The 23,338-nt window shown below is 42.3% G+C and carries 22 protein-coding genes and 1 tRNA gene; 8 read left to right on the forward strand and 15 right to left on the reverse strand.

Features of this window, described 5'->3' with window-relative positions; all coding sequences use genetic code 11:
- Together SYJ56_RS23720 and SYJ56_RS23725 are read right to left on the reverse strand one after the other, a co-directional pair.
- A partial coding sequence (locus SYJ56_RS23720) for a site-2 protease family protein (RefSeq protein WP_323838613.1) occupies window positions 1–1,043 on the reverse strand: 1,043 nt, incomplete at its 3' end.
- On the reverse strand, window positions 1,036–1,665 hold the full coding sequence (locus SYJ56_RS23725) for an HAD family hydrolase (RefSeq protein WP_323838615.1): 630 nt from the start codon (window positions 1,663–1,665) through the stop codon (window positions 1,036–1,038). The genes SYJ56_RS23725 and SYJ56_RS23720, both read right to left, overlap by 8 nt.
- Window positions 1,666–1,768: 103 nt before the next feature.
- Between SYJ56_RS23725 and SYJ56_RS23730 the strand changes: the two genes are divergently transcribed.
- Window positions 1,769–1,845: transfer RNA gene (locus tag SYJ56_RS23730), tRNA-Ile, on the forward strand.
- A 673-nt stretch (window positions 1,846–2,518) separates the two neighbouring features.
- Here SYJ56_RS23730 and SYJ56_RS23735 read toward each other — a convergent pair.
- The 9 genes from SYJ56_RS23735 to SYJ56_RS23775 form a co-directional block, all read right to left on the reverse strand.
- Window positions 2,519–2,932: a nuclear transport factor 2 family protein gene (locus tag SYJ56_RS23735; RefSeq protein ID WP_323838617.1), complete on the reverse strand. Its 414-nt coding sequence runs from the start codon at window positions 2,930–2,932 to the stop codon at window positions 2,519–2,521.
- A 319-nt stretch (window positions 2,933–3,251) separates the two neighbouring features.
- Entirely contained in the window at window positions 3,252–4,052 is an 801-nt protein-coding gene (locus SYJ56_RS23740) for a hypothetical protein (RefSeq protein WP_323838619.1), read from the reverse strand.
- Between the two features lie 746 nt (window positions 4,053–4,798).
- On the reverse strand, window positions 4,799–5,386 hold the full coding sequence (locus tag SYJ56_RS23745) for an SRPBCC family protein (RefSeq protein WP_323838621.1): 588 nt from the start codon (window positions 5,384–5,386) through the stop codon (window positions 4,799–4,801).
- Window positions 5,387–5,584: 198 nt separating this feature from the next.
- Entirely contained in the window at window positions 5,585–6,358 is a 774-nt protein-coding gene (locus SYJ56_RS23750; protein WP_323838623.1) for an SDR family NAD(P)-dependent oxidoreductase, read from the reverse strand.
- A gap of 186 nt (window positions 6,359–6,544) precedes the next feature.
- A complete protein-coding gene (locus SYJ56_RS23755) occupies window positions 6,545–9,619 on the reverse strand; it encodes an efflux RND transporter permease subunit (protein WP_323838625.1) in 3,075 nt (1,024 codons plus the stop codon).
- Window positions 9,620–9,638: 19 nt separating this feature from the next.
- Window positions 9,639–10,856, reverse strand: a complete 1,218-nt coding sequence (locus SYJ56_RS23760; protein ID WP_323838627.1) for an efflux RND transporter periplasmic adaptor subunit — start codon at window positions 10,854–10,856, stop codon at window positions 9,639–9,641.
- 4 nt (window positions 10,857–10,860) lie between these two features.
- Window positions 10,861–12,207, reverse strand: a complete 1,347-nt coding sequence (locus SYJ56_RS23765; protein WP_323838629.1) for a TolC family protein — start codon at window positions 12,205–12,207, stop codon at window positions 10,861–10,863.
- A gap of 49 nt (window positions 12,208–12,256) precedes the next feature.
- Window positions 12,257–12,874: a TetR/AcrR family transcriptional regulator gene (locus tag SYJ56_RS23770; protein WP_323838631.1), complete on the reverse strand. Its 618-nt coding sequence runs from the start codon at window positions 12,872–12,874 to the stop codon at window positions 12,257–12,259.
- A gap of 88 nt (window positions 12,875–12,962) precedes the next feature.
- Window positions 12,963–13,091: an ArsR family transcriptional regulator gene (locus tag SYJ56_RS23775; protein WP_323838633.1), complete on the reverse strand. Its 129-nt coding sequence runs from the start codon at window positions 13,089–13,091 to the stop codon at window positions 12,963–12,965.
- A gap of 501 nt (window positions 13,092–13,592) precedes the next feature.
- Here SYJ56_RS23775 and SYJ56_RS23780 point away from each other — a divergent pair.
- From SYJ56_RS23780 to SYJ56_RS23810, 7 genes are all read left to right on the forward strand, one after another.
- Window positions 13,593–14,306, forward strand: a complete 714-nt coding sequence (locus SYJ56_RS23780; RefSeq protein WP_323838634.1) for a Crp/Fnr family transcriptional regulator — start codon at window positions 13,593–13,595, stop codon at window positions 14,304–14,306.
- Window positions 14,307–14,413: 107 nt separating this feature from the next.
- Window positions 14,414–15,778 carry an alginate export family protein gene (locus tag SYJ56_RS23785; protein ID WP_323838635.1) on the forward strand — a complete coding sequence of 455 codons (1,365 nt, stop codon included), beginning with the start codon at window positions 14,414–14,416 and terminating at the stop codon, window positions 15,776–15,778.
- Between the two features lie 34 nt (window positions 15,779–15,812).
- Window positions 15,813–17,201 (forward strand): CmpA/NrtA family ABC transporter substrate-binding protein, encoded by a 1,389-nt coding sequence (locus SYJ56_RS23790; RefSeq protein ID WP_323838636.1) that lies wholly within the window; start codon window positions 15,813–15,815, stop codon window positions 17,199–17,201.
- Window positions 17,202–17,359: 158 nt separating this feature from the next.
- Window positions 17,360–18,451 carry an ABC transporter permease gene (locus SYJ56_RS23795; RefSeq protein ID WP_323838637.1) on the forward strand — a complete coding sequence of 364 codons (1,092 nt, stop codon included), beginning with the start codon at window positions 17,360–17,362 and terminating at the stop codon, window positions 18,449–18,451.
- Window positions 18,452–18,455: 4 nt separating this feature from the next.
- On the forward strand, window positions 18,456–19,340 hold the full coding sequence (locus SYJ56_RS23800) for an ABC transporter ATP-binding protein (RefSeq protein WP_323838639.1): 885 nt from the start codon (window positions 18,456–18,458) through the stop codon (window positions 19,338–19,340).
- 12 nt (window positions 19,341–19,352) lie between these two features.
- Complete coding sequence (locus tag SYJ56_RS23805) at window positions 19,353–20,171, forward strand: ABC transporter ATP-binding protein (protein WP_323838641.1); 819 nt, start codon at window positions 19,353–19,355, stop codon at window positions 20,169–20,171.
- 184 nt (window positions 20,172–20,355) lie between these two features.
- Window positions 20,356–20,583: a hypothetical protein gene (locus SYJ56_RS23810; protein ID WP_323838643.1), complete on the forward strand. Its 228-nt coding sequence runs from the start codon at window positions 20,356–20,358 to the stop codon at window positions 20,581–20,583.
- A gap of 236 nt (window positions 20,584–20,819) precedes the next feature.
- Here the strand turns inward: SYJ56_RS23810 and SYJ56_RS23815 are convergent, their stop codons facing one another.
- The 4 genes from SYJ56_RS23815 to SYJ56_RS23830 form a co-directional block, all read right to left on the reverse strand.
- Window positions 20,820–21,047, reverse strand: a complete 228-nt coding sequence (locus tag SYJ56_RS23815) for an alpha/beta fold hydrolase (RefSeq protein WP_323838678.1) — start codon at window positions 21,045–21,047, stop codon at window positions 20,820–20,822.
- 897 nt (window positions 21,048–21,944) lie between these two features.
- Window positions 21,945–22,616 (reverse strand): DUF6266 family protein, encoded by a 672-nt coding sequence (locus SYJ56_RS23820; protein ID WP_323838644.1) that lies wholly within the window; start codon window positions 22,614–22,616, stop codon window positions 21,945–21,947.
- A gap of 19 nt (window positions 22,617–22,635) precedes the next feature.
- Window positions 22,636–22,803, reverse strand: a complete 168-nt coding sequence (locus SYJ56_RS23825) for a hypothetical protein (protein ID WP_323838645.1) — start codon at window positions 22,801–22,803, stop codon at window positions 22,636–22,638.
- Between the two features lie 61 nt (window positions 22,804–22,864).
- The gene (locus SYJ56_RS23830; protein ID WP_323838647.1) at window positions 22,865–23,239 is read right to left on the reverse strand and encodes a cyclic nucleotide-binding domain-containing protein; all 375 of its coding nucleotides are present in this window, start codon (window positions 23,237–23,239) and stop codon (window positions 22,865–22,867) included.
- Between the last annotated feature and the right edge of the window lie 99 nt (window positions 23,240–23,338).

Below are 23,338 nucleotides of genomic sequence, written 5' to 3' on the forward strand. Positions count from 1 at the left end.
ACTTTCCTGTTCCTATCTAATTGTTTAAAACCAGAAACCTCCGGGTGCCTTAGTCCCATTACTCTACCAAGCAAAAACCCATAAAACAACCACCCATGGTATCCCTGCAAATCAGGTTTGACATACGCTAAAGCATAGTGAATGGCTGCTATTCCCAAAGCGAGGGTAATTCTATTCTGTAAACTGAGACCTGATCTTGTGAAGCATATAAAAAGAAATCCCACATACAAAGGGATCCATAGCATCAGATCTTCTACAGGCGAATAGGGACTGATTATTCCCATACCGGCATAGCCAATAAACAAGATGTAAGCTATCAGAGAGATCTCCTTGTGCAGCTTCGGGAAAAGCCCAAAAACAACATGACCACCATCTAGTTGACCAATCGGAAGTAGATTTAAAGCCGTGAAAAACAGCGCGAAAAAGCCTGCAAATAAATAAGGGTAGTGGATCACCTCCGACATGGCTGGCAATCGGTCAGGATCGGCGAAAACTTCACCCAATCCCCAAAACAGCAGGTTATTTCCCAGTTCAAAATCAAGTTCTCCCTCTCCATATCCTTGGAAATCAGGATCAGCATACTCCGGATGGATCGAGTAAATATATTCAGGCTCAGGAAGTGTAGAAAACCCATAAATAAGAACCAGTACTGCTATAACAAATCCGGCCAAGGGGCCAGCAACACCAATGTCAAAGAATTTCTTGCGACTATTGACAAAACCTTTCATCTGGATCACCGCGCCAAAGGTTCCGATAGTAGGTATCCCAACAAAACCCAACCATCCAGGAATGAAGAATGGAAGCGTACATTTTACCTTATGATAAATAGCTGTGAAAAAATGACCCAGCTCGTGAATAAGTAATATTCCTATAAAAGGCAAAGAGAAGGCCATTGACTTCCAGAAATACTCCAATGTGAGTAAGCTCTCTCCCTCACCGAGAACAGATTTCCCATATACCCACTCTGTTCCTGCCAGAGTGGTAGTAATTAGGGTAGTGAGAAATAGAATTCCGTGACGTAGGTATTCTTTGTTGCTATACATTCTTAAAATAGTCGAATATTACTTCTGGCCCCGTCACATGAATCGCCTGAATTCCTACTTCTTTAGCTCCTTCCACATTGGCAAGTAGATCATCAAAAAATATCACCCGGTCTCCTGAAGTCCCAAGGTCAACAAGCATCTTTTCATAGATTTCCGGTGAAGGCTTAGCAAGTCCCATTTCATGACTCAAAAACACCCAATCAAAAATTGGATCGAAATTTTCCAGGTTATGATCATTCTGCAAAATTCTGTTTACACCATGGATATGTATGGGATTTGTGTTGCTCAATACCCCTACTTGAAATTTTTCTCTCAATTTTGAAATTAATTCTAGTCTTTCTTCAGGGATTTTGAGCAACAAATCATTCCACAATTCATCTACTTTCTCATCATTCCAGTCCTGTTGAAAATAGCCTCTAACCTCTTCTCTAAACTGATCTGAATTGATTCTTCCGACTTCATAATCCTTGTGAAAATCAGTAAGATAAAAACCATTTACCTGATCATGTAACTCAGCTGAAACTTCTTGTTTGATGCGTTGCATTGCTTTGTGGTAATCAATATCAATAATGACATTTCCTAAATCAAAAATCAAAAAGTCTGCATCGGGAGCATTTTTCATTCGAAATATTGGTTGTGTATTTGCATTCAAATATGTAACATTGCACTCCCAAAACCAAGGTTTAAGGCGAATACACGCCAAAACTAAAAGTTTTAATAGTAAAGGGCCTATAGCTCATTCGGTTAGAGCAACTGACTCATAATCAGTAGGTGCCTGGTTCGATTCCAGGTGGGCCCACCACTCTGGGCAAAGTCTTTTTTGAAAGATTTTGCCCATTTTTTTTGCCCTTTAACTCATTGTTGATCAAGTAGATAAAAGGAACTACCTCATTAATCCTAGTGGTTTAATGTCTTCCCACATCAAGAGTGATGTTTTCAGGGAAAATCGAAGGTTACGTCTTTAAAAGCAGGGATTTTGATAATACCCTTATAAAATGGATTTTTTAACTGACCCCAAAATCTATTTTTTTTTAATCTTAGCACCATTTCTTCTCGGTAATAAAACCTGTTCAGTGGAATAAATACCCAGTGCTATAGTGTTGAAAATCCATTTGAGATGTTTTGCTTCCGCCTCTTTGACAATAATTATAGATTTTCCCTCCGGACTTCTCGCATTCCTATAACCATATGGTGTCATCCAGAGCCATTTCCCTTCTTTTAATGCCCTACGCACCCCATAAATAACTTAGGGCTCTCCTCTCATTTTATACTTCAGGTGCAGCCAAATAAAAGGCTAGCATCATCTTCCTTTCTGGAATTGGCAGGTCTAGTGGTTGCTCTATTGCTTTCGGTTATACATTCATCTTCCGCAGTGTGGATATAATAATTATATGCATCACCGGCATTTCTGCTAAATCGATCCCACTGAGAGTGGTTGCCATGTCTTTGAGACAACTTTGTCCAACTATATTCCCTCAAAAATCCAGAATAGCTTCGAGGTCTGAATTGATAGGGGCAGAAGTGTGTTGATGAACTACTTTCCAAAGGTCTCTCTTCTTGACAAATCCCAGGGTGATTCTATTTTTCATGCTTCTTATAATCGTATTATCGATTGAAATAGCCTGGAATGTAATCAGAGCGCTCCCAAACCCGACATTGTCGCATTCGTGGATTTCTATCATTTCAAATAGCACATTCACCTTTTCTTCCCCTAAAGAACCTAACCAGTCTTTTATGGCAAATGACCATTCTGCCAGGCCTGTTTGATACCCTTCCTCCCACATATCAAAAATCACAACGTTGTCATCATATAATCCAATCATGCTTTGGGTATCCTTCTCCCATGCCGATTGCTTATAAATAGTAAAATAGTCTTGAATCTTTTCCATTTTTTATTGCTGGGTTTTATTTTCCTTCAGTAAGAAATCCTGTTAGCAGCGTGTCGCTTATTAGATAACCAATTTGTCCCGGGTATTAAACCCGAAATATACATTAGAAAATCTACTGTGGTCTCAAACCGCCTCAAAATCAGTCGCTTCGCTTCACTTTTCGATCTCAACGTAGCGGTGCTACGCCTCGTTCTCCAAAGTGACTGATTTTCTTGCGGTTTGAACCCTCGTAACGAATTCTAATGCATAGTCCGGGTTAAAAAATCTTGTTTGGATTTTCTTGTTGGAATAAAAGGATAATCCAGTGACATTCCTTTGATCATAAGTCATATTGGCACATAAAACCAACCAGGAAGGTGCGGAAATTAATTTTATCTTGAAATGGTCCCATGCTTCCCTCCCCCTCCAAATAATCCAATGCTGTGGTATACTTAAAATCAGCTTTTAGATATTCAGCATTCAATCCAACATTCACTTTGGGGGATAATTGGTACATCAAAGAAGATTTAAACCCCAAAACAAGGCTATTTGGGGTAGGTTTTTCGGCTGTATGTCTGAAAGTTCTATTTGGTGTCTCAGAAGCCTGCATGGTAGAAAAAGTAAGCACATCGTAATCAGGGAAATTAAGGAAGCTCCAACCCAGAGAAGGGCCTGCCAGGAGTTCAAAATTGCCGGTTCTTATGGGATAGAGCAGCCCAATTCTCGTATACCAAACCTGATAGTCTTTCTGCCGGATCTGTATTTCAGGAAAATCATGGAACATGGCAAATCTTCTATACACGTCAGTCATATGTTCTGAAACCCCTTGTGTCTCCACGCCAAATGTTGCCATACCAAAGCCTGCATCCAATATCAATTTAGGAAAAATCCCAACCAAGCCTCCGGCAGAAACCTGAAACCCCGGTTGTGCATAGCCATTGTCTTTTTTTACAAATCCCTGAAAGCTCGGGTTGGAACCATCTTCCCGATAAGTGAAAATACTTTCGGGATTAGTCCCCGAAAAATTACCGGTAGGCATTGAGCCACCAAAAACAACATACAGGGAATTGAGTTTTTGTGCAAAAGCAGGTGGTGCCTGAAGCCAACAAATAGACAAACACAAAAACAGGGCTTTTTTCATATGATTATAATTGATTTTTATTGGCCATTACCTGTCCCGAGAATCGGGATGGAATCTCGCATGCTTTATAGTCATTCCAGTGTGTGTCCCTTGCGTCATGCTCGATTTCATCAATTAAAAATAAGGCGTTTTCAAAAATTTCATAGCATTACTTTATGATTTATATGTATCCGCAATGCTTCCAGTAGCAAAAACAATATAGTTCCTTCGCAATTTTATGCAATGATTGTTTTTCGGTTTCCGGGTACCGACCGTCCAATACCCAACTCTATTTCAGAGACGGTTTTATCTTTTTTTTATAAGCCTGTTTTTAGCTTCATTGATACGAGTGGTATGAATAAGCTCAATTGCAGTTTTGCCGGTTTCCACTTTCAACAATTCAGTAAAATAACGTGTTCAACCTGTTTGCCTAATCCCCGACAGTGGGTAAGCCATGTCAAAAAATAATAAAGCGTAGATTAAAATCTACACTTAATTTCTATTCTTTATTTTACACTCAAGTGGGTGATCAATATTGTTTTCATGTATTTATATTTTGATTTTAGTGGTCATTACCTGTCCCGAAAATCGGGATGGAATCTCGCATGCATTATAATCATCCCAGTGTGTGACTTTTTAGTCATGCCTGTCTGCCTCAGGCAGGCTCGATTTCCTCTTATTTTCCATATCTATTTCCTACTGTTTTTTCAAAAGAAAATCATATTAATGTAATAGTTATGATCCGAAAGAAAGATAGTCCCTGTGTTTTAATTGTTTGAGTGTTTCTCCGCCTGCTCTTTCAGCCTTATTAACCAGTTATAAAAATCTTTACGCACCATATTGGGTGCGAAAATTTTCTCCAATTTTGTTTTAGGTCCATTTTGGGATTCTTCTAAAATAACCCTGCAGCCTTCTGCGGTTGGGATAATCATCCATGCAACGTAAACGGTCATTTTTTTATTATCGGTTTCCCCCAGCCAAGCTACATTATAAGGAGGTTTGAATTCCTTTATAGTTGACGTGAATTTACCTGCCGGAGACCAGATAAAAACACTAGATGAATTAAGCTTACCATCAGGGGAATTTAGCAGCTTAATACCTTCAGCTTTTTTGTTCAATTCCGGCCATTTGGCAGCATTGATTAAAATATCCCAAACCTCTTGAGGCGAAGCTTTAATGTCTATTTCAGTATGTATGAAAAAATCAGATTCTATTGGTTTAAACCCTTCTGGCCAGTTGATTTTTTCGGAATAAGGCAAACTTGATTGGACTACTTTTTTGTGTGAATAACAAGAAGAAAGTAGTAACGACATACCCGTTAAGCTAATGAGTATAAATAATTTTGTTGTTTTCATTGTATAGGATATTTTATGTACACTTATTATGTATATCCGCTTTTCTGCCAGTAAAGAGACTAAAGCGTTATAGGATTTGGTAATCCCGATAGCCATCGGGACATTGAGGCCACTTCGGTCACCCGTCTTCGGTCATCCGGCCGGGTGAGCAAAGAAATTATGGCTACTGGCATCATTGCGGATAATCATATATCTTATTTATTTTTGACTGGCTAAACCCTTCTTAATCTTCATCATAATACCCTCAGGAAGAAAATTTGGGAGTTTAGAATTAAACCAATTTTGAAACCCAACTACTTTTTTTCCATTTCCTTCTAATAGATGCTTTACGCCCTGTTCTGCTACTTCTTTGGGGTGCATCGGCTTGGTTTTGTGAAGATTGGTAGACTGCATTTCTTTTGTAGTAAAACCAGTATCTACGGTGCCTGGATATAGTGAGATAATGGAAACGCCGGTTCCTTCCAATTCGGCATCAAGTGTTTCGCTAAATGCCTTTACAAAAGCTTTGGTGGCAGAATAAACAGAAAAATAAGGCATTGGTAAAAATGAAACCACTGAGCCTACATTCATAATTCGACCAGATTTACGGCGGACCATATCTTGTGAAAAGAGCTTGGTCAATACTACCAAACTGGAAATGTTTAGTTGAATCATGCTCAGTTCTTCTTCCAATGAAGTTTCAGTAAACTCACCATAGTTGCCCACACCGGCATTATTTACCAAGTGTGATACTTGATAGTCTGCCGACTTGATATCATTGAACAGCGCAACCGCCTGATCGACTATGCTCAGATCCTTGGCTATGTAATGCACGGAAACTCCATGTTTTGAAGTCAATTCCCGCTGCATCACTTCCAGTTTATCCTCGCTGCGGGCAGCGAGGATAAGGTTGTATTTTAAGGCCGCAAGCTGTTGGGCCATTTCATAGCCAATCCCTGAGGAGGCTCCGGTAATTAAAATAAATTCGTTCATTTCGTTTTGATTTTAATGTTTGATTATTAGTTCTTATGTATATCCGCTTTTGTGCCAGTAAAGAGACTAAAGCATTATAGGATTCGGTCAACAATAGTATTGAGGCCACTTCGGTCACCGGTCTTCGGTCATCCGACCGGGTGAGCAAAGAAAACATGGCTACTGGCATCATTCCGGATAAACAAATTAATTCTTTAGTAACTCTTTTTTCCCAACAACCTCAATCACAGGAGGAATCAACATGTAAACCACTGTACACACGAGAAATGCCAGCAGGGTAGAGCTTATCAGTCCGCCCATCAGTACCACCACCAATCCCGAATACAATGGATTGGCATCCAAAATCAATGGCACCAGAGCCAATGTAGCAGTCAGGGTAGTCAGGGTGATGGGAACAAATCTCGTCTTTGCGGCCGTTTTGATTGCCTCCATCAGCTCAACTCCCTCAGACCGGAGCTGATTGGTAAAATCCACCAACAGGATGGAGTTTTTTATTTCAATCCCTATAAGTGCTATAAAACCAACTGCGGCTGTAAAGGACAAAGGATTGCCCGTAAGCCAAAGAGCGATCAAGGCACCGATCATTCCCAGAGGTATTACCGAAAGCACAATCAATGAACTTTTGAGGGATCCGAATTCAAGAATTAAGATCAACAGAAAGAGCACTCCGGAGACCAAACCGACAACTTCCATTCCTGAAAAAGCATCGTCTTTGTTTTCGAGTTCTCCGGCAGCTTTGTAATAATACCCTTCCGGAAATTCCATTTTGTCAAGTTCTGCCAAGACGTTTGAATTGAGCGTTGCGTAGTTCACTCCACTTACCGCATGGGCATTTACGGAAGTGTACCTGGCTTCATCATAATGGTAGATTATCGAAAAATCCGATTCAAACGTAATGTCTGCTACCTGTCGCAAAGGAATTGCCTTCCCTGTGTGGGAATAGACATACAGATTATCCAACACCTCCATTGTAGCAAATTTTTCACGGGGTACCGTGGCCACAATATTGATTTTATCCTCCCCTTCTCCTTTGGAATATCTTGCAATGGGCAGACCTGCAATGGCCATCCTTACCGTCTGGTCGATAGTCGCCGTCGGTATTCCATACAATCCCGCCTTCTTCTTGTTGATGCTGATCTTCAAGTCTGTTTTTTTGTTCGCTATCGGATTTGAGATATAGGTAGAGCCGGGTGTATGCTCTATGATTTTCTCCACACGGAGTGACAGGCTTCTTAGTGTATCAAGATTTTCACCAAAAATTCTGATTGCTACGGGGGCTTCCAACGGCGGCCCCTGCTCATAATCAACTACCTGAATTCTGGCATTGGGATAATGGTTGAATTTACTCCGCAACTCATTGATGATTATTTCCTTCTCCTCATAAGAATGGGCGTCGGGTTGGACAAACAACTGGGCAAAATTTGGTTGCTGATTTCGCTGTCTCACGTTGTAATAGACAGTGGGATTCCCCTTCCCTACATTGGAAGTGAAATAAGTGATATCACTCCGCTCCAATAGCACGCCTTCAATGTATTGGACGACCCTGTCTGTTTCATCCAGATTGGCCGTGATGGGCAATTCCACATTGATCTGAAACTGCGCCTTTTCGGATTTTGGAAAAAGACTAAACCCTATCACCGGGATCAATCCAAATGATGCGAGCAATAAACTGCCTGCCAGAATTATGGTAAGCCATGGCTTTGCAAGCGCAGCATCCAATACTTTCGAATAATAGTTGTCGATAAACCGCTGCAGCGCCCTCATAAAGATGTTTCCTTCGCCCGTCCCGGTATGTGTCTTCAATATACGGTTGGAAATAAACGGCACGATAGTCAGAGAGACCAGCAAAGAAGCAACCACTGTCGTGACCACAGCGATAGGCAAACCCCTGATAAAATCCCCTGAACCACCCGGAAGGTACAATAGCGGAAGAAATGCGACCACCAAAGTGGCAGTAACCCCCACGACGGCCATTGCGATCTGTTTCACGGCTTCGATAGAGGCTTCTATCCTAGTCGCTCCATTTCTTAAGTACCGCTCGATGTTCTCTACCACCACAATCGCATCGTCCACCAAAATCCCCAGCGCTACAATCAACCCCACAATACTGAGCTGATTGATGGTATAGCCTAAACTATCCATCACAAACAGGCCGATAGAAAGTGAAAGTGGAATGGAAATCATCACTACCAGAGACGCACGTGTACCCAGTGGCAAAAGGGTAAGCATCACCAAAAAAATCGCAATGCCAAAATCTCTCGCGAAGCTCTTCAATCGATACTTCACATTTTCGGACTGGTCAAAGTTGACGACCATATCTACATGATCCGGCAGAGTCGATTTGAATTTCTCAATGATCGGCCATGCATCATCACCAACGTCAAATATATTTTCTCCGTCTTTCTGACTGGCGGTTACCAAGACCGCTTTGTATCCATTAAACCGGGTGCGATGTTGCTCTTCTTCGTAGGAAAGATCTACTGTGGCGATGTCACGAAGCTTGATGATTTTAAAATTATCCGCGAAAACCACGGTGTTGCGAATATCCTCCAGGTCTTCATAGTCACCACTCGTTTTCACATTGAATCTTCTGCTATTCATGTTTATGGCTCCACCGGGAATATTTAAGTCTTCGGATTGCAGTGCGCCATATATATAATTCAGGGGTATTCCTTGTTGGGCAAGTTTTTGCAAATTCAGCTCTACCCTTACTTCCTGCTCGGGATATCCCCAGGTTTCCACTTTTTTGAAACCCGATACTTTTTTGAGTTCATCTTGAAATTTCTCCGAGATTTTTCCCATTTCCGCATAGGAAGCTGTCTCAGAAATAAGCGCGATTTGGAAAATATTGACATCCGAGGAGTTGAACTCTTCTACTTCCAAAAGATAAATGTCATTTGGGAGTTCGTTTCTGGCGGCATTGACTTCCCGTACTAGCTGAGAGTATTTTTCATCGCGGTCCACACCAAAATCAAACTCCACATCAATCACAGCAAGACCATCTTCTATAGTACTTCTGAATTTTTTTAGGTCATCAAGTTCATTGATGAGGTTTTCCAAAGGCTCGACTACCTGATCCTCCATGTCGAGCGGAGAAGCTCCAGGATAAACGGCTATGACGAAGAAACGGGGGAAATTTACCTCCGGATCTTCACCCCGTGGCATGTTTACCAGTGAGTTAACGCCCAAGGCCAAAATGGCCACCAGGCATACCATGGTAAAGGAGGCGTTCTTTACAAAAAAGGATATTAGGCTTTTCATTTTTTTATGCTGCTAAGGATTAAAGACCTGCATTTAAATTTTTGCCCTCATCAACCACTTTGACAGTGGAGTGTTCTGTCAGATATCCTGATCCGGCAGAGATCACATGCTGGATATTTTCAAGACCACTTTTTATGATAAGCTGATTGTCCAGCAGGAAGGCTACTTCTATTGGGATTTTCTTTATGCTGTCCTTACCGTTCATGGTAAACACAAACCCCTTTGTACCTGAGCCCTCTACCAGCGCTTCTACTGGGATTACCTTATAAGTTTCGGATTGTGAGGGGATAATTTTAGTTTCGGCGTACAAACCCGGGGCGAACTTATTCCCTTTAGGGTCCACTTGAATTTCTACCTGATAAGACCCGTTGGTGGGGTCGGCTCCTGTGGCCAGTCGGATGACGGAACCCTCAAATTCAGTTTCGGGATAGGCATCAAACAATACGCTGGCCCTATCCCCTTCTTTTAGTCTTACCCAATCTTTATCGGCAATGCCAACCTGTAGTTTCCATTGGTCATCACCTGTGTCGTTCATGAAAAATATTGGCATTCCAGGAGAAACCAGCTCGCCCCGGTTTTTCATTTTTTTCACTATGCTACCGTTGGATACGGCCCTTATTTCAGCAAATTTTTGATTAAATTCTGCGATGCGTAGCCCTTCTTTTGTCACGTTCAACACAGTGGTGAGATCTTGGAGGTTTTCTAATGTAGCGACACTGTCTGCATACAGATTTGTTACCCTTGAGAGATCTCTTTCGGCTTTTCCAACTCCATTTTGGGCTTGAATGACCTGGGCATTGATTTCGGTCAGATCCAGTCTGGCGAGAAGTTGTCCCTTCTTCACCGCATCCCCTTCCTCTACAAATATCTCCTGGATGATACCGCCAATTTTAAATGACAACACAGCCTCTGTTTCTGAAAACAATAAACCCGAAGCATATACAGGTTGCGTCATTTGTTTACTCTCAACGGTATAAAGGTTCACCGCTACTTCATGGTTTCCCTGCACGGTGGTGTCGGTGTTGCCGCAGCTTAATAACACTGCCGTCAGTGCAAAAGCTGTATAATTCCCTAGTGACTTTAGCCTGCTTTTCATTTGATTTATTTTTTTTATGAATATTCGTGCATTGAGGTTCCCTGCCAGAATGGTTTCTCTATTGATAATTAGGACACTTTCAGACGTATATCCGGCTTCGGAAGTCCCTGTGGCTGCCATAGACTTTGATCTTGACTTCATATTTCTAGTCATTTAGATTGAATGTTGCGTTTGCCCTTTCTATCTCTGCGGATTTGATGTAGGTATCAAAAAGTGAAATGTTCAGTTGTAGCTCAGCTTGTATCTGTTGATTCTGTGCATCCAACAATTCGATAAACAGGACCTGATTTTCTCTATACAGTTTTTGCATGTCTGAATAATATTTTTGAGCGGTACCAAAAGCCTGTACTGCGGAGTTGTAACTCACAATGGATGCCCTGTAACTGTTGATTGCTGTGGTCAGGTGAAGGCGCAACTGATGGGCTACATAGTCGGTTTGGGATTCAATGATTTGGTTTTCCAGCTGGACCTGTTTGACTTTATACTTGTTTTTCCCTGCACTGAACAACTCCCACTGCATCGAAACTCCGAAAAAAGAATAGCGGGTTTTGTTGTCAAACTTCCAGTCGAATCCCTGTGAACCCAAATCGAGAAAGGTGCTGATTTTAGGAACAATAAATGATTTTGACAGACCTTCTACCTGCTTATTAATACTTGCGGCAATGTTGAGCTTTTGCAGTTCTTCCCTTTGTGAAATAGTATTCCCATCCTGAATGGCTATAGCTATATCCTTGTAAGAATCATCAACAAGAATGCTGTCAGTTAAGTCTCTGTTCAGTAAGAAGTTGAAATACGCTTTGGCTGAATTTGTATTTTGGCGACTGGTTTCCAGGAGCGCAATGTAGCTGGCGATTTCGTTGTCTGCCCGGAACAACACCGTTCTGTTTACTTTACCATTTGCAAACAATGACTCGTTGATGCGTTTGTTTTCATTAACCAGCTCAAGGGCCGATTCATAGATTTTTATGGACTGATCCGATTGCAGGTATTGAAAATATGCCTGCTTGATTTCTTTGGCAAGCTCACGTTTGTATAAGGCTATTTCCACCTGTTGTAGCGATACTTGTTCCCCCTTAATTCTTCTGTTGTAAGCTATTTCCCTATTCAGCAGAGGGAGGGTGCTGCGAAACTTGGCATCGTAGAAATTATTTGGATTCAGCAAGATGCTTTCGTTTTCGATTTGTGGGAAATCGCTGCTGTTGGTGAGTTGGTTCAGGGTGCCATATACAGGATTCAGCAAATCCCCGGCGGGAAAATCCACTGTCCTTCCCCCATCAGCACGGAAATAATCTGTATGAAAGACCACATTAGGCAGGAATAGCGATTTGGCTTCTTTCAAGGCGTACATACTTTTCTCCAAAGCAATACTCTGCTGCTGGATGCTTTGGTTCTTGGCAAATCCCTCCTGGATGTACCCATCAAGAATGGCTTGGCTAAACCCGGAGTTTGCGTACATGGCAAACGCTACGAATGCTATTATTTTTATCTTCATTGAATCAAGTTATTTAAATGAACAATGTTCATTACAAGGGAAAATTTTTTTACTTTTTATCCATTATTAAAACAAACTCATCATAAGCACTGGAAAGCATCGTTTCCGGCTCTTTTATATCTACTCTGTTCACCCGATGACCGATGTGCAAAGAAGCCATCCCGTGCACAGTACTCCATATTAGAAAAGCAAGGGGTTCCAATTGATGCCCTTTAAAATGGCCCTTTTCTATGCATTGATTCACGGTAGACCGCAATACATCAAAAGTTGCCTTGCCTTCACTCCATACTCCCTCATGCAAAGATTCCAGACATTCCATAGGTTCCCTCATATGAAACATAAGTTCATACATATCCGGATTCTCAACAGCGAATTGTAGATAAACACGCCCTAAAGCTTTCAGCCTTTCCATCGGATCGGACACATTGAAAAGCACCCTCATTTCCCCTCCCAAGTGCCTAAAGCCTTGACTATGCAGTTCGTGAAGGATTTCTTTTTTGTCTTTAAAATAGACATACACGGTCCCCACACTGTATTCAATAGCGTTGGCTATATTACGAATAGTAGTCTGCTCTATTCCTTTCTCAGCAAACAACTTTTTGGCCGCCTGAAGAATGAGCTTTTTCAACTCCTCCTTTTCTTTTGCTTTTCGTTCTGCTGATCCCATAATTGATTATTGACTCTGCAAATATAAATGAACGTTGTTCATTTATCCAAATTTATTTTATTTTTTATTTTGGATTGTTTAATTCAACTTATTTAGTAAACAATTTGTAGTCGATGTAGAGGCAATACCAATGTTGGGAAACAGATGGAACAGTAATATCCAGAATGTCTGACAGATCGTAAGGACAAAGCTCATTTACCTTCTTCAAGAAACACATGATTTTTATATCATCTGTCTGTTTTTCAGGAATTTGAACCAATTTTATGAACTAAAAGAGTACAGGAAGATCCGATGAGCAACAACATTAACTATGATCCTTCATGCTATGTGGGACTGCTGGAATTGGTAAGGGAAAATCCAAATGGAACGAATTGACTCCAATGCCCACCGTGCGTTGACAGCTATTTCTGTAATAGTACTTATGTAGCTGAGGTTTTGGATTTGCAAATAGATGGAATTAAGTCTGTCATAGAAGAAGTGAATGTAAAATGCATCTGTATTGTGGTTTGAAAAGACGGGAGACGGAAGACGTGACAAACTAGGACGTTGCCTGCGATGCGTGAGTGGGCATAAAACTCCCAAAACGGGATTTTAGGATAAGAAGGGCCGACAGTAGCTTCACATTTAATTAGTTACGTATTTTTTTTATCAAGGCACACTAGGAATAAGTATATAATTACGTATTTTTACGTAATTATATACTTATAATATTGGTACTATGTCTATTCTAAAATCAGATTGCAGGACCTGCCCCAATGATCAGTGCATCATCAAAAAAAACAGACTTGCCAAAGAAATGGAAGCCTTTGCTTATAGGAAAAGCATTGTTCACTGTAAAAAAGGCCAGAACCTTATCATAGAAGGTGCACCTGTACATGGACTGTATTTTGTCATGAACGGGAAGGTAAAAGTAGCAAAGACAGGATTGAACGGCAAGGAGCAGATAGTACGGATGGCAGGCAATGGAGAAATCATCGGACATCGGGGCTTTGGAGCAGGGCAATTCTACCAAATCAGTGCTGTTTCCCTTGAGGACACGATATTATGCAATTTTTCCAGTACCGAAATGAAAGAAATGCTGCATGCCATTCCCTCTCTGACCTACGATCTGATGATCTTCTATGCGGAAGAACTCAACAGAAGTGAAACCAAGGTAAAGAAATTCGCACAGATGACTGTGAGGGAAAAAATCATTGACGCCATACTTTATATCAATCGAAAATTCGGGCAGAACAAAGGTTTTTTAAGCCTACAGTTGTCCAGAAAAGAGATTGCGGATTTTGCCGGAACAACCGAGGAGCAGGTAATCCGAACCATATCTTCTCTAAAAAAAGAAGGCCTTATACTTGCTTCCGGCAAAAAGATCGGAATAAATGACGTTACTTTACTTAGTAAAGAGATATCAGAGCACAACCATTTTTTGGACAGCTAGGAAGCTCATAAATAGCTGTCTTATAACTTATTATTTACAAAACCTGCCAAATGGCAGGTTTTTTTATGGTGTAAAAGATTGTTTCAACCTGCCCTATTCCATAAAACATGAATATCTACCTACGTATGTTTGCATCAATAATTACGTATTTATACTTATTTATTGATCAAACACTCTCTCAAACACTTAAAAAACCAGCCATGAAAAGAATTATTTACTTAAGCACTTTAATCATTTGCCTGACCACCCTGAAGGTTTCGGCACAGATTACATTGTCTGCAGAAGTCAGGCCCAGAACTGAATTCAGGAACGGGTTCAAGACATTGACAGACCAATCCAAAGATGCTGCTCTTTTTACAGAACAAAGATCCAGGTTATATCTTGACTATGCATCGGAGGCCATCAAAGTAAGGGTATCCTTCCAGGATATCAGGATTTGGGGGGAAAGTCCCCAGATATTCAAAGAGGAAAACGGTAAGACCTTTATCAGTGAAGCCTGGGGGCAATATTATCTGAATCCTGTGTTTTCTGTGAAAGTTGGCCGGCAGATCATATCCTATGACAACGAACGGATCTTGGGAGGACTGGAATGGGCCCAGCAAGGTCGGAGACATGATGCCATGCTTTTCATGTATGAAGGCCTGGAAAACAAAACCAAACTCCATTTAGGTATGGCATATAACCAAGACAGTGATGTTCCGGAACCTGCTTTTCTGCAAGCACCCGGTGCTTCCTTTTACAATGTCAACGGCAATTATAAAACCATGCAGTACGGCTGGTTCAACAAAACATCTGAGAAAAGCAGCCTGTCCCTGATTGCCATAAACAACGGGTACCAGAATGCAGACACCACAGTATCCCATAAGCAGACAATGGGCTTCACCGGACATACCGGCATTTCCGGAGTGAAGATAGGTGGAGACTTTTACTACCAAACCGGAAAACAGGGGCAAAGGAGTATCAGTGCTGTTTTGGCAGGCATCAATGCCACATTCAAAACCAAAATTACCCCACTGACCTTTGGGGTAGAATATATCTCAGGGGACGATGACCCTACCGGATCAAAAATCACCAGTTTCAGTCCTGATTTCGGTACCAACCATGCCCATAACGGATTTATGGATTATTTCTACGTTGGCCCTCAAAACGGAGCAGTGGGAGTTACAGATATGTATTTCAAAACCAGTTTCAATCTGGCCGGAGGTGCTCTAAAAATGAATATCCATGAATTTCTGACCGGATCCACCCAAACCCATGGCGACGGTACTAAAATGAGCAAAACTATGGGCACAGAAATCGATTTGGTCTTTATCAAAAAACTAAAAGGGGGGGTGCTCTGGCATCTCGGATATTCCCAGATGTTTGCAACTGACACTATGCAGGCACTGAGAGGTGGCGACAAAGGAACCATCCAAAACTGGGCATGGACAATGATCACATTTTCACCCACACTTTTCACTACAGAAAAATAAGCTATTCTAAAAAAACTATAAAACCAAAAATCAAATGGTATTCATAAAAAATCAGCTAATCAAGATCACATCCATTCTGGTCTTCCTGTGCACAATATATGCCTGCGGAGGCAGTGCTTCCAATGATGAAAAGTCAGAAACGGAATCTAAAGCTTCCTCCACCACACAACTGGATATAGAAAAACCACAGCTTACATTCGGATTTATCAAACTGACAGATATGGCTCCCCTAGCCATTGCCAAAGAACTGGGATACTTTGAAGATGAGGGGTTGTTTGTAACTATTGAAGCCCAGTCCAACTGGAAAAACATCCTGGACAGGGTCATTGACGGACAATTGGACGGAGCCCATATGCTTGCAGGCCAACCAATTGCCGCGGGTGCCGGGTTTGGCAGACAGGCAGAATTGGTCACCCCATTCTCTATGGATCTAAACGGCAACGGAATCACTGTATCAAATGAGGTTTGGAGCAAAATGAAGCCTAATGTACCTAAAGATGCCGAAGGCAAGCCTATCCATCCCATCAAAGCAGATGCATTGGCACCAGTTATCAAAGAATTCAATAATTCAGGAAAATCCTTCAAAATGGGAATGGTCTTTCCAGTGTCCACACACAATTACGAACTCAGGTATTGGCTGAGTGCCGGTGGGATCAATCCGGGATTTTATACCGCGGACAATATCCAAGGTCAGGTGGATGCCGAGGTATTACTCTCTGTCACCCCTCCTCCACAAATGCCTGCTACTCTGGAAGCAGGAACCATTTATGGATACTGCGTAGGTGAGCCATGGAATCAGCAGGCTGTATTCAAAGGTATCGGGGTTCCTGTGACGACCAACAACGATGTTTGGAAGAACAATCCCGAGAAAGTATTTGTCATGACCAAAAAGTTCATGGAAGAAAACCCCAACACTGCCATTGCAGTGACCAAGGCCCTGATAAGAGCCGGGAAATGGTTGGACACTCCTGGAAACAGGCCCAAAGCTGTGGGTATTCTAGCCAATTCAGCCTATGTGGGAGCAGATTCAGTAGTTATAGCCAACTCGATGACAGGAACCTTTGAATATGAAAAAGGAGACAAAAGACCTTCACCTGATTTCAACGTGTTCTTCCGGTATCATGCCACTTATCCATTTTTTTCAGATGGAATATGGTTCCTGACCCAAATGAGAAGATGGGGACAGATTCCGGAAAGCAAGCCAGCTGAATGGTATTCAGAGACCATCAAAGAAATTTACCGTCCGGACATATGGATGCAGGCTGCTGAATTATTGGTCAAGGAAGGTCACCTGGAGCCTGCTGACATTCCTGATACAGATGGTTTTAAAGCGCCTTCCTCAGCATTCATAGACGGAAACACCTATGACGGAAAGGATCCGATCGGATATATCAACAGCTTTAAAATCGGGAACAAGGATTAATATGGTTTTGTGGGGGATCGGCATTCAGCCCGATCCCTATCTTAACCTTAAAGCATCAAATTATTTACACTTGAAATATCCATATCAGAAAGTCCTTTTAACAGAATGAATATTTTCCCGGGCATTGCAAGTGGCCTTTGAATATAAATTTTATACTTATGAAAGAAAAATCAATCAGTACACTTCGGTTTATAGGACTGGGTTTTTTGGAGCCCATGATCAGGCTGGTAAGCGGTGAGGAAATCAAAAAGAACGCGGTAGTTTTCATAAAGAAATCGGTATTCCCCTTGGCATCCATCATTATATTCATAGCCCTTTGGCATATGGGCGCTTCTTATCTATACAACAAGGAAGCTGCGGTAAGGATAGAAAAAGCCAAAACTGAACAGGGAGAAGAAGCTGCTTTGGCCATGAAAACATGTATCGAATCTGGAGATGTCAGTTGCCAACCCAACACGCTTCCCTCACCATCCCAGGTATTGATGGCCTACCAAACCTTATGGAAAGACCATTTGGAGATTTCAGGAAAGAAGGCGGATTTCAATCAGAAAGTAGGTCAAACCAATGCCAAAAGAGCAGAACAAGGTTTACCTCCCATCAAATATACCGGAAGGCCTTCTTTTCTGGACCAAATCGGAACCAGTCTGAAAACCGTAGCGGCAGGCTTCTTCCTGTCTTTATTGGTAGCAGTACCCATTGGTATCGTCATCGGACTGAGCGATGTGTTAAGAAACTCGTTCAACTGGTTGATTCAGATCCTTAAACCTGTCTCACCGGTAGTGTGGCTGCTCTTGGTATTTATGATCGTAAAGACCGTCATCACCGACCCCAACATGGACAAGTCATTTATTATTTCCTTTATCAGTGTGGGATTGTGCGCCATGTGGGCCACCTTGATCAATACGAGCATGGGCGTATCCAGCGTGCCAAATGATTACATCAATGTCTCCAAAGTTCTTAATCTGAGCATTGGCCAAAAAATATTCAAAATCATTATTCCGGCATCTTTCCCGTTGATTTTTACTGGGCTGAGGATTACCTTATCCGTTGCCTGGATGGTATTGATCGCAATAGAGTTGCTTGCACAAAGTCCTGGTCTGGGTTCATTCGTTTGGGAGGAATTCCAAAATGGAGCCAACGATTCCAATGCCAAAATCATCGTTGCCATGTTTGTAATCGGCATCATTGGCTTCCTGTTGGACAGGATCATGCTTACCGTTCAAAATCTTATGTCATACAGCAAAGCATAAGACTATGGCACTACTCGAATTAAAAAATGTATCCAAATCCTATGGAACCGGATCCTCAAAAGTGGAAGTACTTTCAGATATCAATTTATCCGTCAACGAAGGAGAGTTTGTGGCCATTGTAGGATTCTCCGGCAGCGGTAAAACCACTTTGATCAATTTGATCAACGGACTTCAGTTTCCGGACAGCGGAGAAGTCCTGCTACATGACAAGCCTATTACCGGACCGGGACCCGACAGAGGGGTCATCTTCCAAAATTACTCCCTGCTCCCCTGGCTATCGGTTTACAAAAACGTGAAACTGGCAGTTGACGAAGTATTTTCCAAGCTTAGCAGAAAAGAGAAAGACGCACATATCAGGAAATACATTGATATGGTAAACCTCAGTCCTGCCATAGACAAAATGCCCTCGGAACTTTCGGGCGGAATGCGGCAGAGAGTTTCTGTTGCAAGGGCTCTGGCCATGAACCCGGAGATTTTGCTGATGGATGAGCCTTTGAGTGCTCTGGATGCACTGACCAGGGGAACCCTACAGGAAGAAATCGTAAAGATCTGGAGCCAGGATAAAAAAACAGCAATTCTCATTACCAATGATGTTGATGAGGGAATCATGATGGCTGATCGTATCATTCCACTGACTCCAGGACCGAAAGCAACGCTCGGCCCAGAATACAAAGTGAATTTCGAAAGACCCAGAATAGTAACGGAAATCAATAAAGACAGGGAATATAAAATTTTGAGGAATGATATACTGGAATACCTGATTGAAGTGGGGGCTACCAGAAGACAGGTAAGCGATCAGAAATATATCCTTCCAAACCTGCAACCTATCCTACCCAACAGGTCTGTTTTCAGAAAAAGAAGTAAAGAAAAAGCAGGTTTGAAATTTTAAAACAGAAAGACAATGGAAGCTATATTAAAAAAAGAAATCCACCTAAGTCCGCACCTCGAAGGAAAACCTGAAATGTTGGTTTGTGAAAACCTCAAAAAAGTGTACCCAACTACCAAAGAGGATTATGTGGTACTTGACGACCTCCAGTTGGCTGTACGTCAGGGAGAATTTGTGTCGATTATCGGCCACTCCGGCTGCGGAAAATCCACTTTGCTTACCATGATTGCCGGACTCAATGAAATCAGTGGCGGAAAGGTATATGTAGACCAGGAAGAAATCACAGATGCCGGTCCCGACCGTGCAGTAGTTTTCCAATCCCCCAGTCTTCTTCCCTGGCTGACGGCATTACAAAATGTAATGATCGGTGTCAAACAGGTTTTCCCACATGCCAGTAGAGCAGAAAAAACGGACATATGTAAATATTATCTGGACAAAGTGGGCTTAGGCAATGATTTCCACAAAAAAGCTACCTCCCTTTCACAAGGCATGCAGCAGCGTGTAGGGATTGCCCGGGCATTTGCTTTGAAACCCAAAATTCTGCTGCTGGATGAGCCTTTCGGCATGCTCGATTCCCTTACCAGGGGCGAGCTCCAGGATGTACTGTTGGAAATCTGGCAAAAAGAAAAAATCACTGCCGTGGCCATCACCCATGATGTGGATGAATCCATATTCCTTGCGGACAGGGTAATCATGATGACCAGTGGTCCTTATGCCAAAATCGGAGATGAATTGGTCATACCGTTCGAAAGGCCAAGAAACCGAAAAGATGTTTTGGAACATCCGGACTATTATGATTACAGGGGCTATCTTATCAATTTCCTGAACCATTGACCCATTTATCCAAAGGTACCGGGGGATTTAGCAACAGCAGTCATAGCCATCTATTTTGCCTGTTAATAACTTCCTGCAAAAATCACTACTGTCCGAGAAACAATATAAAATTTCGGGGAAGCTTCGTCTGAGTTGCTTCCCTCCTCTCAGCATAGTCAGTTTATCGTGATGACCTGATCTGCAATTGGCTTTTCTACCCCACCCCATCTCCAGATATCGCATTGCTCATCCGGGACAGGCTCTGGAAAACATTACAAGGTTCCTGTACCAATTTATACTTGCTGTAAACCCTGATGATTCGAAAGCGGCGATGAAAACAGCCAGTTCCTCCTCGTCCATCAAAGCCTCCCCAAGTGGTTTTTCTGCTCATGCAAGATTGATCATTAGCATTCCGGGTTCAGAGGGTGAGTGAGGTATGTTTTTGCGGAATATGTTACGCAGAAACCGGGATGTGTTTTGATTCATTATGGCATCCGCTACTCCGGGTTGTCTATTGAAGTGGACAAAATAGAAGTCCCCTCCCACTAGTTCTTCCATAAACTCAATCCATGGTTTTTCTCCACGCGCTTGATAGGGCAAAGCCAGGTTTATCACTTTATTTACCCGCTCTGGATGCAATAGAGCCAGACTCCAAACGACATTTGCGCCTCAGTCGTGACCTACAAAGGTGGCATCCTGGTATCCGTAATGGTCGAGCAGCGCAATAAGGTCACCGGTTAAGCGCTCAATACCATACTCATTGACTTCGGTCGGACGGGATGAATTACCATAGCCTCGCTGATTGGGGACCATGACATGGTAGCCCGCCGCCGAAAGGGCCGGTATCTGATAGCGCCAAGAAAACGCATGCTCCGGAAAACCGTGACAGAGAATGATAGGTTTCCCTGAATTTTATGGCCCTGATTCAAATACTTCCAGTTCCACACCGTTCACTGAAATCATAGTGGGGGCTGGGAATTGGATTGGATTAAACCTTTTACTGGTTACGTTTGTCATTTTTTACCGTTTAAAATTTGATATGATGCAAACTTAAATCCGGTCAGTGACAACCCTATGCCAGGAGTGAAAAGGAACTAATTGTATTTGTCAAAGGGGACGGTTCACAATATTGCCAGCTGTTTCAATGGCTAGGATATTAATTAGGGTCAAGTAGCACAGTTTCAATATTGAGCTGCATGGATAAAGTGAAGGTTTTTCCTTTGATACTTTTGAAGAGCAAAAGTATCTCCTCCTGAGGCGGACGAGCAAAAGCCCTCGCCCGAGTCTATGTTTCAAATCGGTTAAAAAACCAGCAAAATCCAAAGATTGTAGACCGATTGCTAGTCATGGAAATTGTTTTTGTCAAAGAGGGCGAGAGGGATTTGGAGTCAAACTGCATACGTAAGCACAAGTCTGAAGACTGTGCTAGATGGAAGTAAACGGAATTATAAATCCCGATCAGCATGGGTCTGGAACCAGATATAATTGGCCAGTCTAAGCCGTTTGTGATGACACGAACAGCGGCGACAGATCCAATTCTTAAACCAGCGACGAACTGGCCTGAAAGGTCAGCATAACCCAGCGATGGGTGGCGCCCATCGCTATTTGATCGGCAAATGATCCTAGCCCTGAAAGGGCGAAATCAACACTGGTCCCTAACAGACGGTATTACAAATTCCTGGAATATGAGATCGGGATTGCATCCGCGATAATTATCGGGACCCGATCAGCCTAGCTTCGGGGTTTTGGAAACCTGAAAGGCTGACACTTAAATTTGGCCAAGAGTGCTGAATACTATCCTCCACCACCCGTTATTTTCCCCAAACATATAGAATCGGAAAACATACTTTTTTTAGAACACTCTGAATAAAATGAGAAAAAAACATATACTCCAGATACTTCAGTGCCGGAATCAAAGGTAAGCCAAGGCAATTGTATTTCCTGATACCCGTCTTTTCTATAGCGTAGCCCCTGAACACTGAAAACCCGCTGGTGAACCGTGTCATATACCACCACAAATGTCATGTCGGAATCCCGCGCGGAACCATCCCAGCTATTTGGAGTCCATTCTATCGTGAATTTTCCTGAACCCAAATCCGTTAGAAATGCATCCCGCACTCCTGTCAGATCTCCTGAGGACACAAGCATTTTCTCTGGCTGCAAAACCGGAGCACCGTCTAGCGGATAGATGGCATTTTTGAGCATCAGGCTTTTTGCCCGGTCGATTCCCCGCTTTGCTCCTTTACGATAGGCATCAAATCCTATGGCCAGTTCTTTTTTCAAAGGGGACAAAAATTGCTGTACCAGCGCGAATGCCTCCTGATGATAAGTTTGAAGCGGGGTGGTATTGCCTGTCCTCTGACCGGGTTTGGTCCTGATCAGCGTCTGCCCATTTACCTGATAAAAAATGAGGTTTCCGACCTTTCCGGAAAATCCGCTAAGCAAATCGTCTGTTACTTTTCCCATAGCTTTATAAGATTGTATATCAATGAATATTCTTCTTTGGCAGGTATGCTTTCCGACTGGAATCTGATCCGTATCTAGGCCATACCATCACCGTATCATCTACGGTGCAGGTCCGATGAACTATCGGAGATATATCGGAGGAACATCGGAGATGCATCGTAGAAGCATCGGTTTTGATGCTATCCATGTGGCTAGGGTTTTGCTGCATTTCTACCATGGGCTGGATCTTATTCCTAACTGACTACTACCTAAATCATATACTTGAGTATGACCTCTTCGGGAATCCCCGAAAAGAGTGAAAAGTCCAGAAAAACCGTATCTGACAAGGCTTTCAACACCGTTTTGGAAGGAGTTTTGGTGCGGAATGACTGCTCATCAAACGCTACGTCTGATGGTCCGAAAATCCTAAAGAGCTTCAGACCATCCTGCATTTCCTGAAAAAGCCCCACATAGCCTTCACAGATATAGCGGCATTTTTCATCCGCCATATCCACCTTTTTGAGTATCCCGTTTCTTGATACCGAGCGTAAAGTGAGTTTGTGATAAACATCCTCGTAAGACTCTTCTGGAAACTTTTTGATTGTGTTGTAATCAGCAATTAATTGCTCCATGTATATGTCCATAACCCTGCGTTAAAAATTTAGACCAAAAGAAAATATGAAGTTTAAATGATGTAGAAACTTCAAAAAGTCGAGTAAACAATCGATAACTGTGTACTAAGT

It is taken from the genome of Algoriphagus aurantiacus (assembly GCF_035156405.1).
Lineage (GTDB): Bacteria > Bacteroidota > Bacteroidia > Cytophagales > Cyclobacteriaceae > Algoriphagus > Algoriphagus aurantiacus.

What these genes read in the sequence shown, in the direction of transcription:
- SYJ56_RS23765 (WP_323838629.1), bottom strand. Translation starts at nt 12,207, where the DNA reads ATGAAGATAAAAATAATAGCATTCGTAGCGTTTGCCATGTACGCAAAC.
- SYJ56_RS23780 (WP_323838634.1), top strand. Translation starts at nt 13,593, where the DNA reads ATGTCTATTCTAAAATCAGATTGCAGGACCTGCCCCAATGATCAGTGC.
- SYJ56_RS23775 (WP_323838633.1), bottom strand. Translation starts at nt 13,091, where the DNA reads ATGTGTTTCTTGAAGAAGGTAAATGAGCTTTGTCCTTACGATCTGTCA.
- SYJ56_RS23770 (WP_323838631.1), bottom strand. Translation starts at nt 12,874, where the DNA reads ATGGGATCAGCAGAACGAAAAGCAAAAGAAAAGGAGGAGTTGAAAAAG.
- SYJ56_RS23725 (WP_323838615.1), bottom strand. Translation starts at nt 1,665, where the DNA reads ATGAAAAATGCTCCCGATGCAGACTTTTTGATTTTTGATTTAGGAAAT.
- SYJ56_RS23785 (WP_323838635.1), top strand. Translation starts at nt 14,414, where the DNA reads ATGAATATCTACCTACGTATGTTTGCATCAATAATTACGTATTTATAC.
- SYJ56_RS23795 (WP_323838637.1), top strand. Translation starts at nt 17,360, where the DNA reads ATGAAAGAAAAATCAATCAGTACACTTCGGTTTATAGGACTGGGTTTT.
- SYJ56_RS23820 (WP_323838644.1), bottom strand. Translation starts at nt 22,616, where the DNA reads ATGGGAAAAGTAACAGACGATTTGCTTAGCGGATTTTCCGGAAAGGTC.
- SYJ56_RS23800 (WP_323838639.1), top strand. Translation starts at nt 18,456, where the DNA reads ATGGCACTACTCGAATTAAAAAATGTATCCAAATCCTATGGAACCGGA.
- SYJ56_RS23740 (WP_323838619.1), bottom strand. Translation starts at nt 4,052, where the DNA reads ATGAAAAAAGCCCTGTTTTTGTGTTTGTCTATTTGTTGGCTTCAGGCA.
- SYJ56_RS23825 (WP_323838645.1), bottom strand. Translation starts at nt 22,803, where the DNA reads ATGGATAGCATCAAAACCGATGCTTCTACGATGCATCTCCGATGTTCC.
- SYJ56_RS23735 (WP_323838617.1), bottom strand. Translation starts at nt 2,932, where the DNA reads ATGGAAAAGATTCAAGACTATTTTACTATTTATAAGCAATCGGCATGG.
- SYJ56_RS23790 (WP_323838636.1), top strand. Translation starts at nt 15,813, where the DNA reads ATGGTATTCATAAAAAATCAGCTAATCAAGATCACATCCATTCTGGTC.
- SYJ56_RS23830 (WP_323838647.1), bottom strand. Translation starts at nt 23,239, where the DNA reads ATGGACATATACATGGAGCAATTAATTGCTGATTACAACACAATCAAA.
- SYJ56_RS23805 (WP_323838641.1), top strand. Translation starts at nt 19,353, where the DNA reads ATGGAAGCTATATTAAAAAAAGAAATCCACCTAAGTCCGCACCTCGAA.
- SYJ56_RS23755 (WP_323838625.1), bottom strand. Translation starts at nt 9,619, where the DNA reads ATGAAAAGCCTAATATCCTTTTTTGTAAAGAACGCCTCCTTTACCATG.
- SYJ56_RS23760 (WP_323838627.1), bottom strand. Translation starts at nt 10,856, where the DNA reads ATGAAGTCAAGATCAAAGTCTATGGCAGCCACAGGGACTTCCGAAGCC.
- SYJ56_RS23750 (WP_323838623.1), bottom strand. Translation starts at nt 6,358, where the DNA reads ATGAACGAATTTATTTTAATTACCGGAGCCTCCTCAGGGATTGGCTAT.
- SYJ56_RS23745 (WP_323838621.1), bottom strand. Translation starts at nt 5,386, where the DNA reads ATGAAAACAACAAAATTATTTATACTCATTAGCTTAACGGGTATGTCG.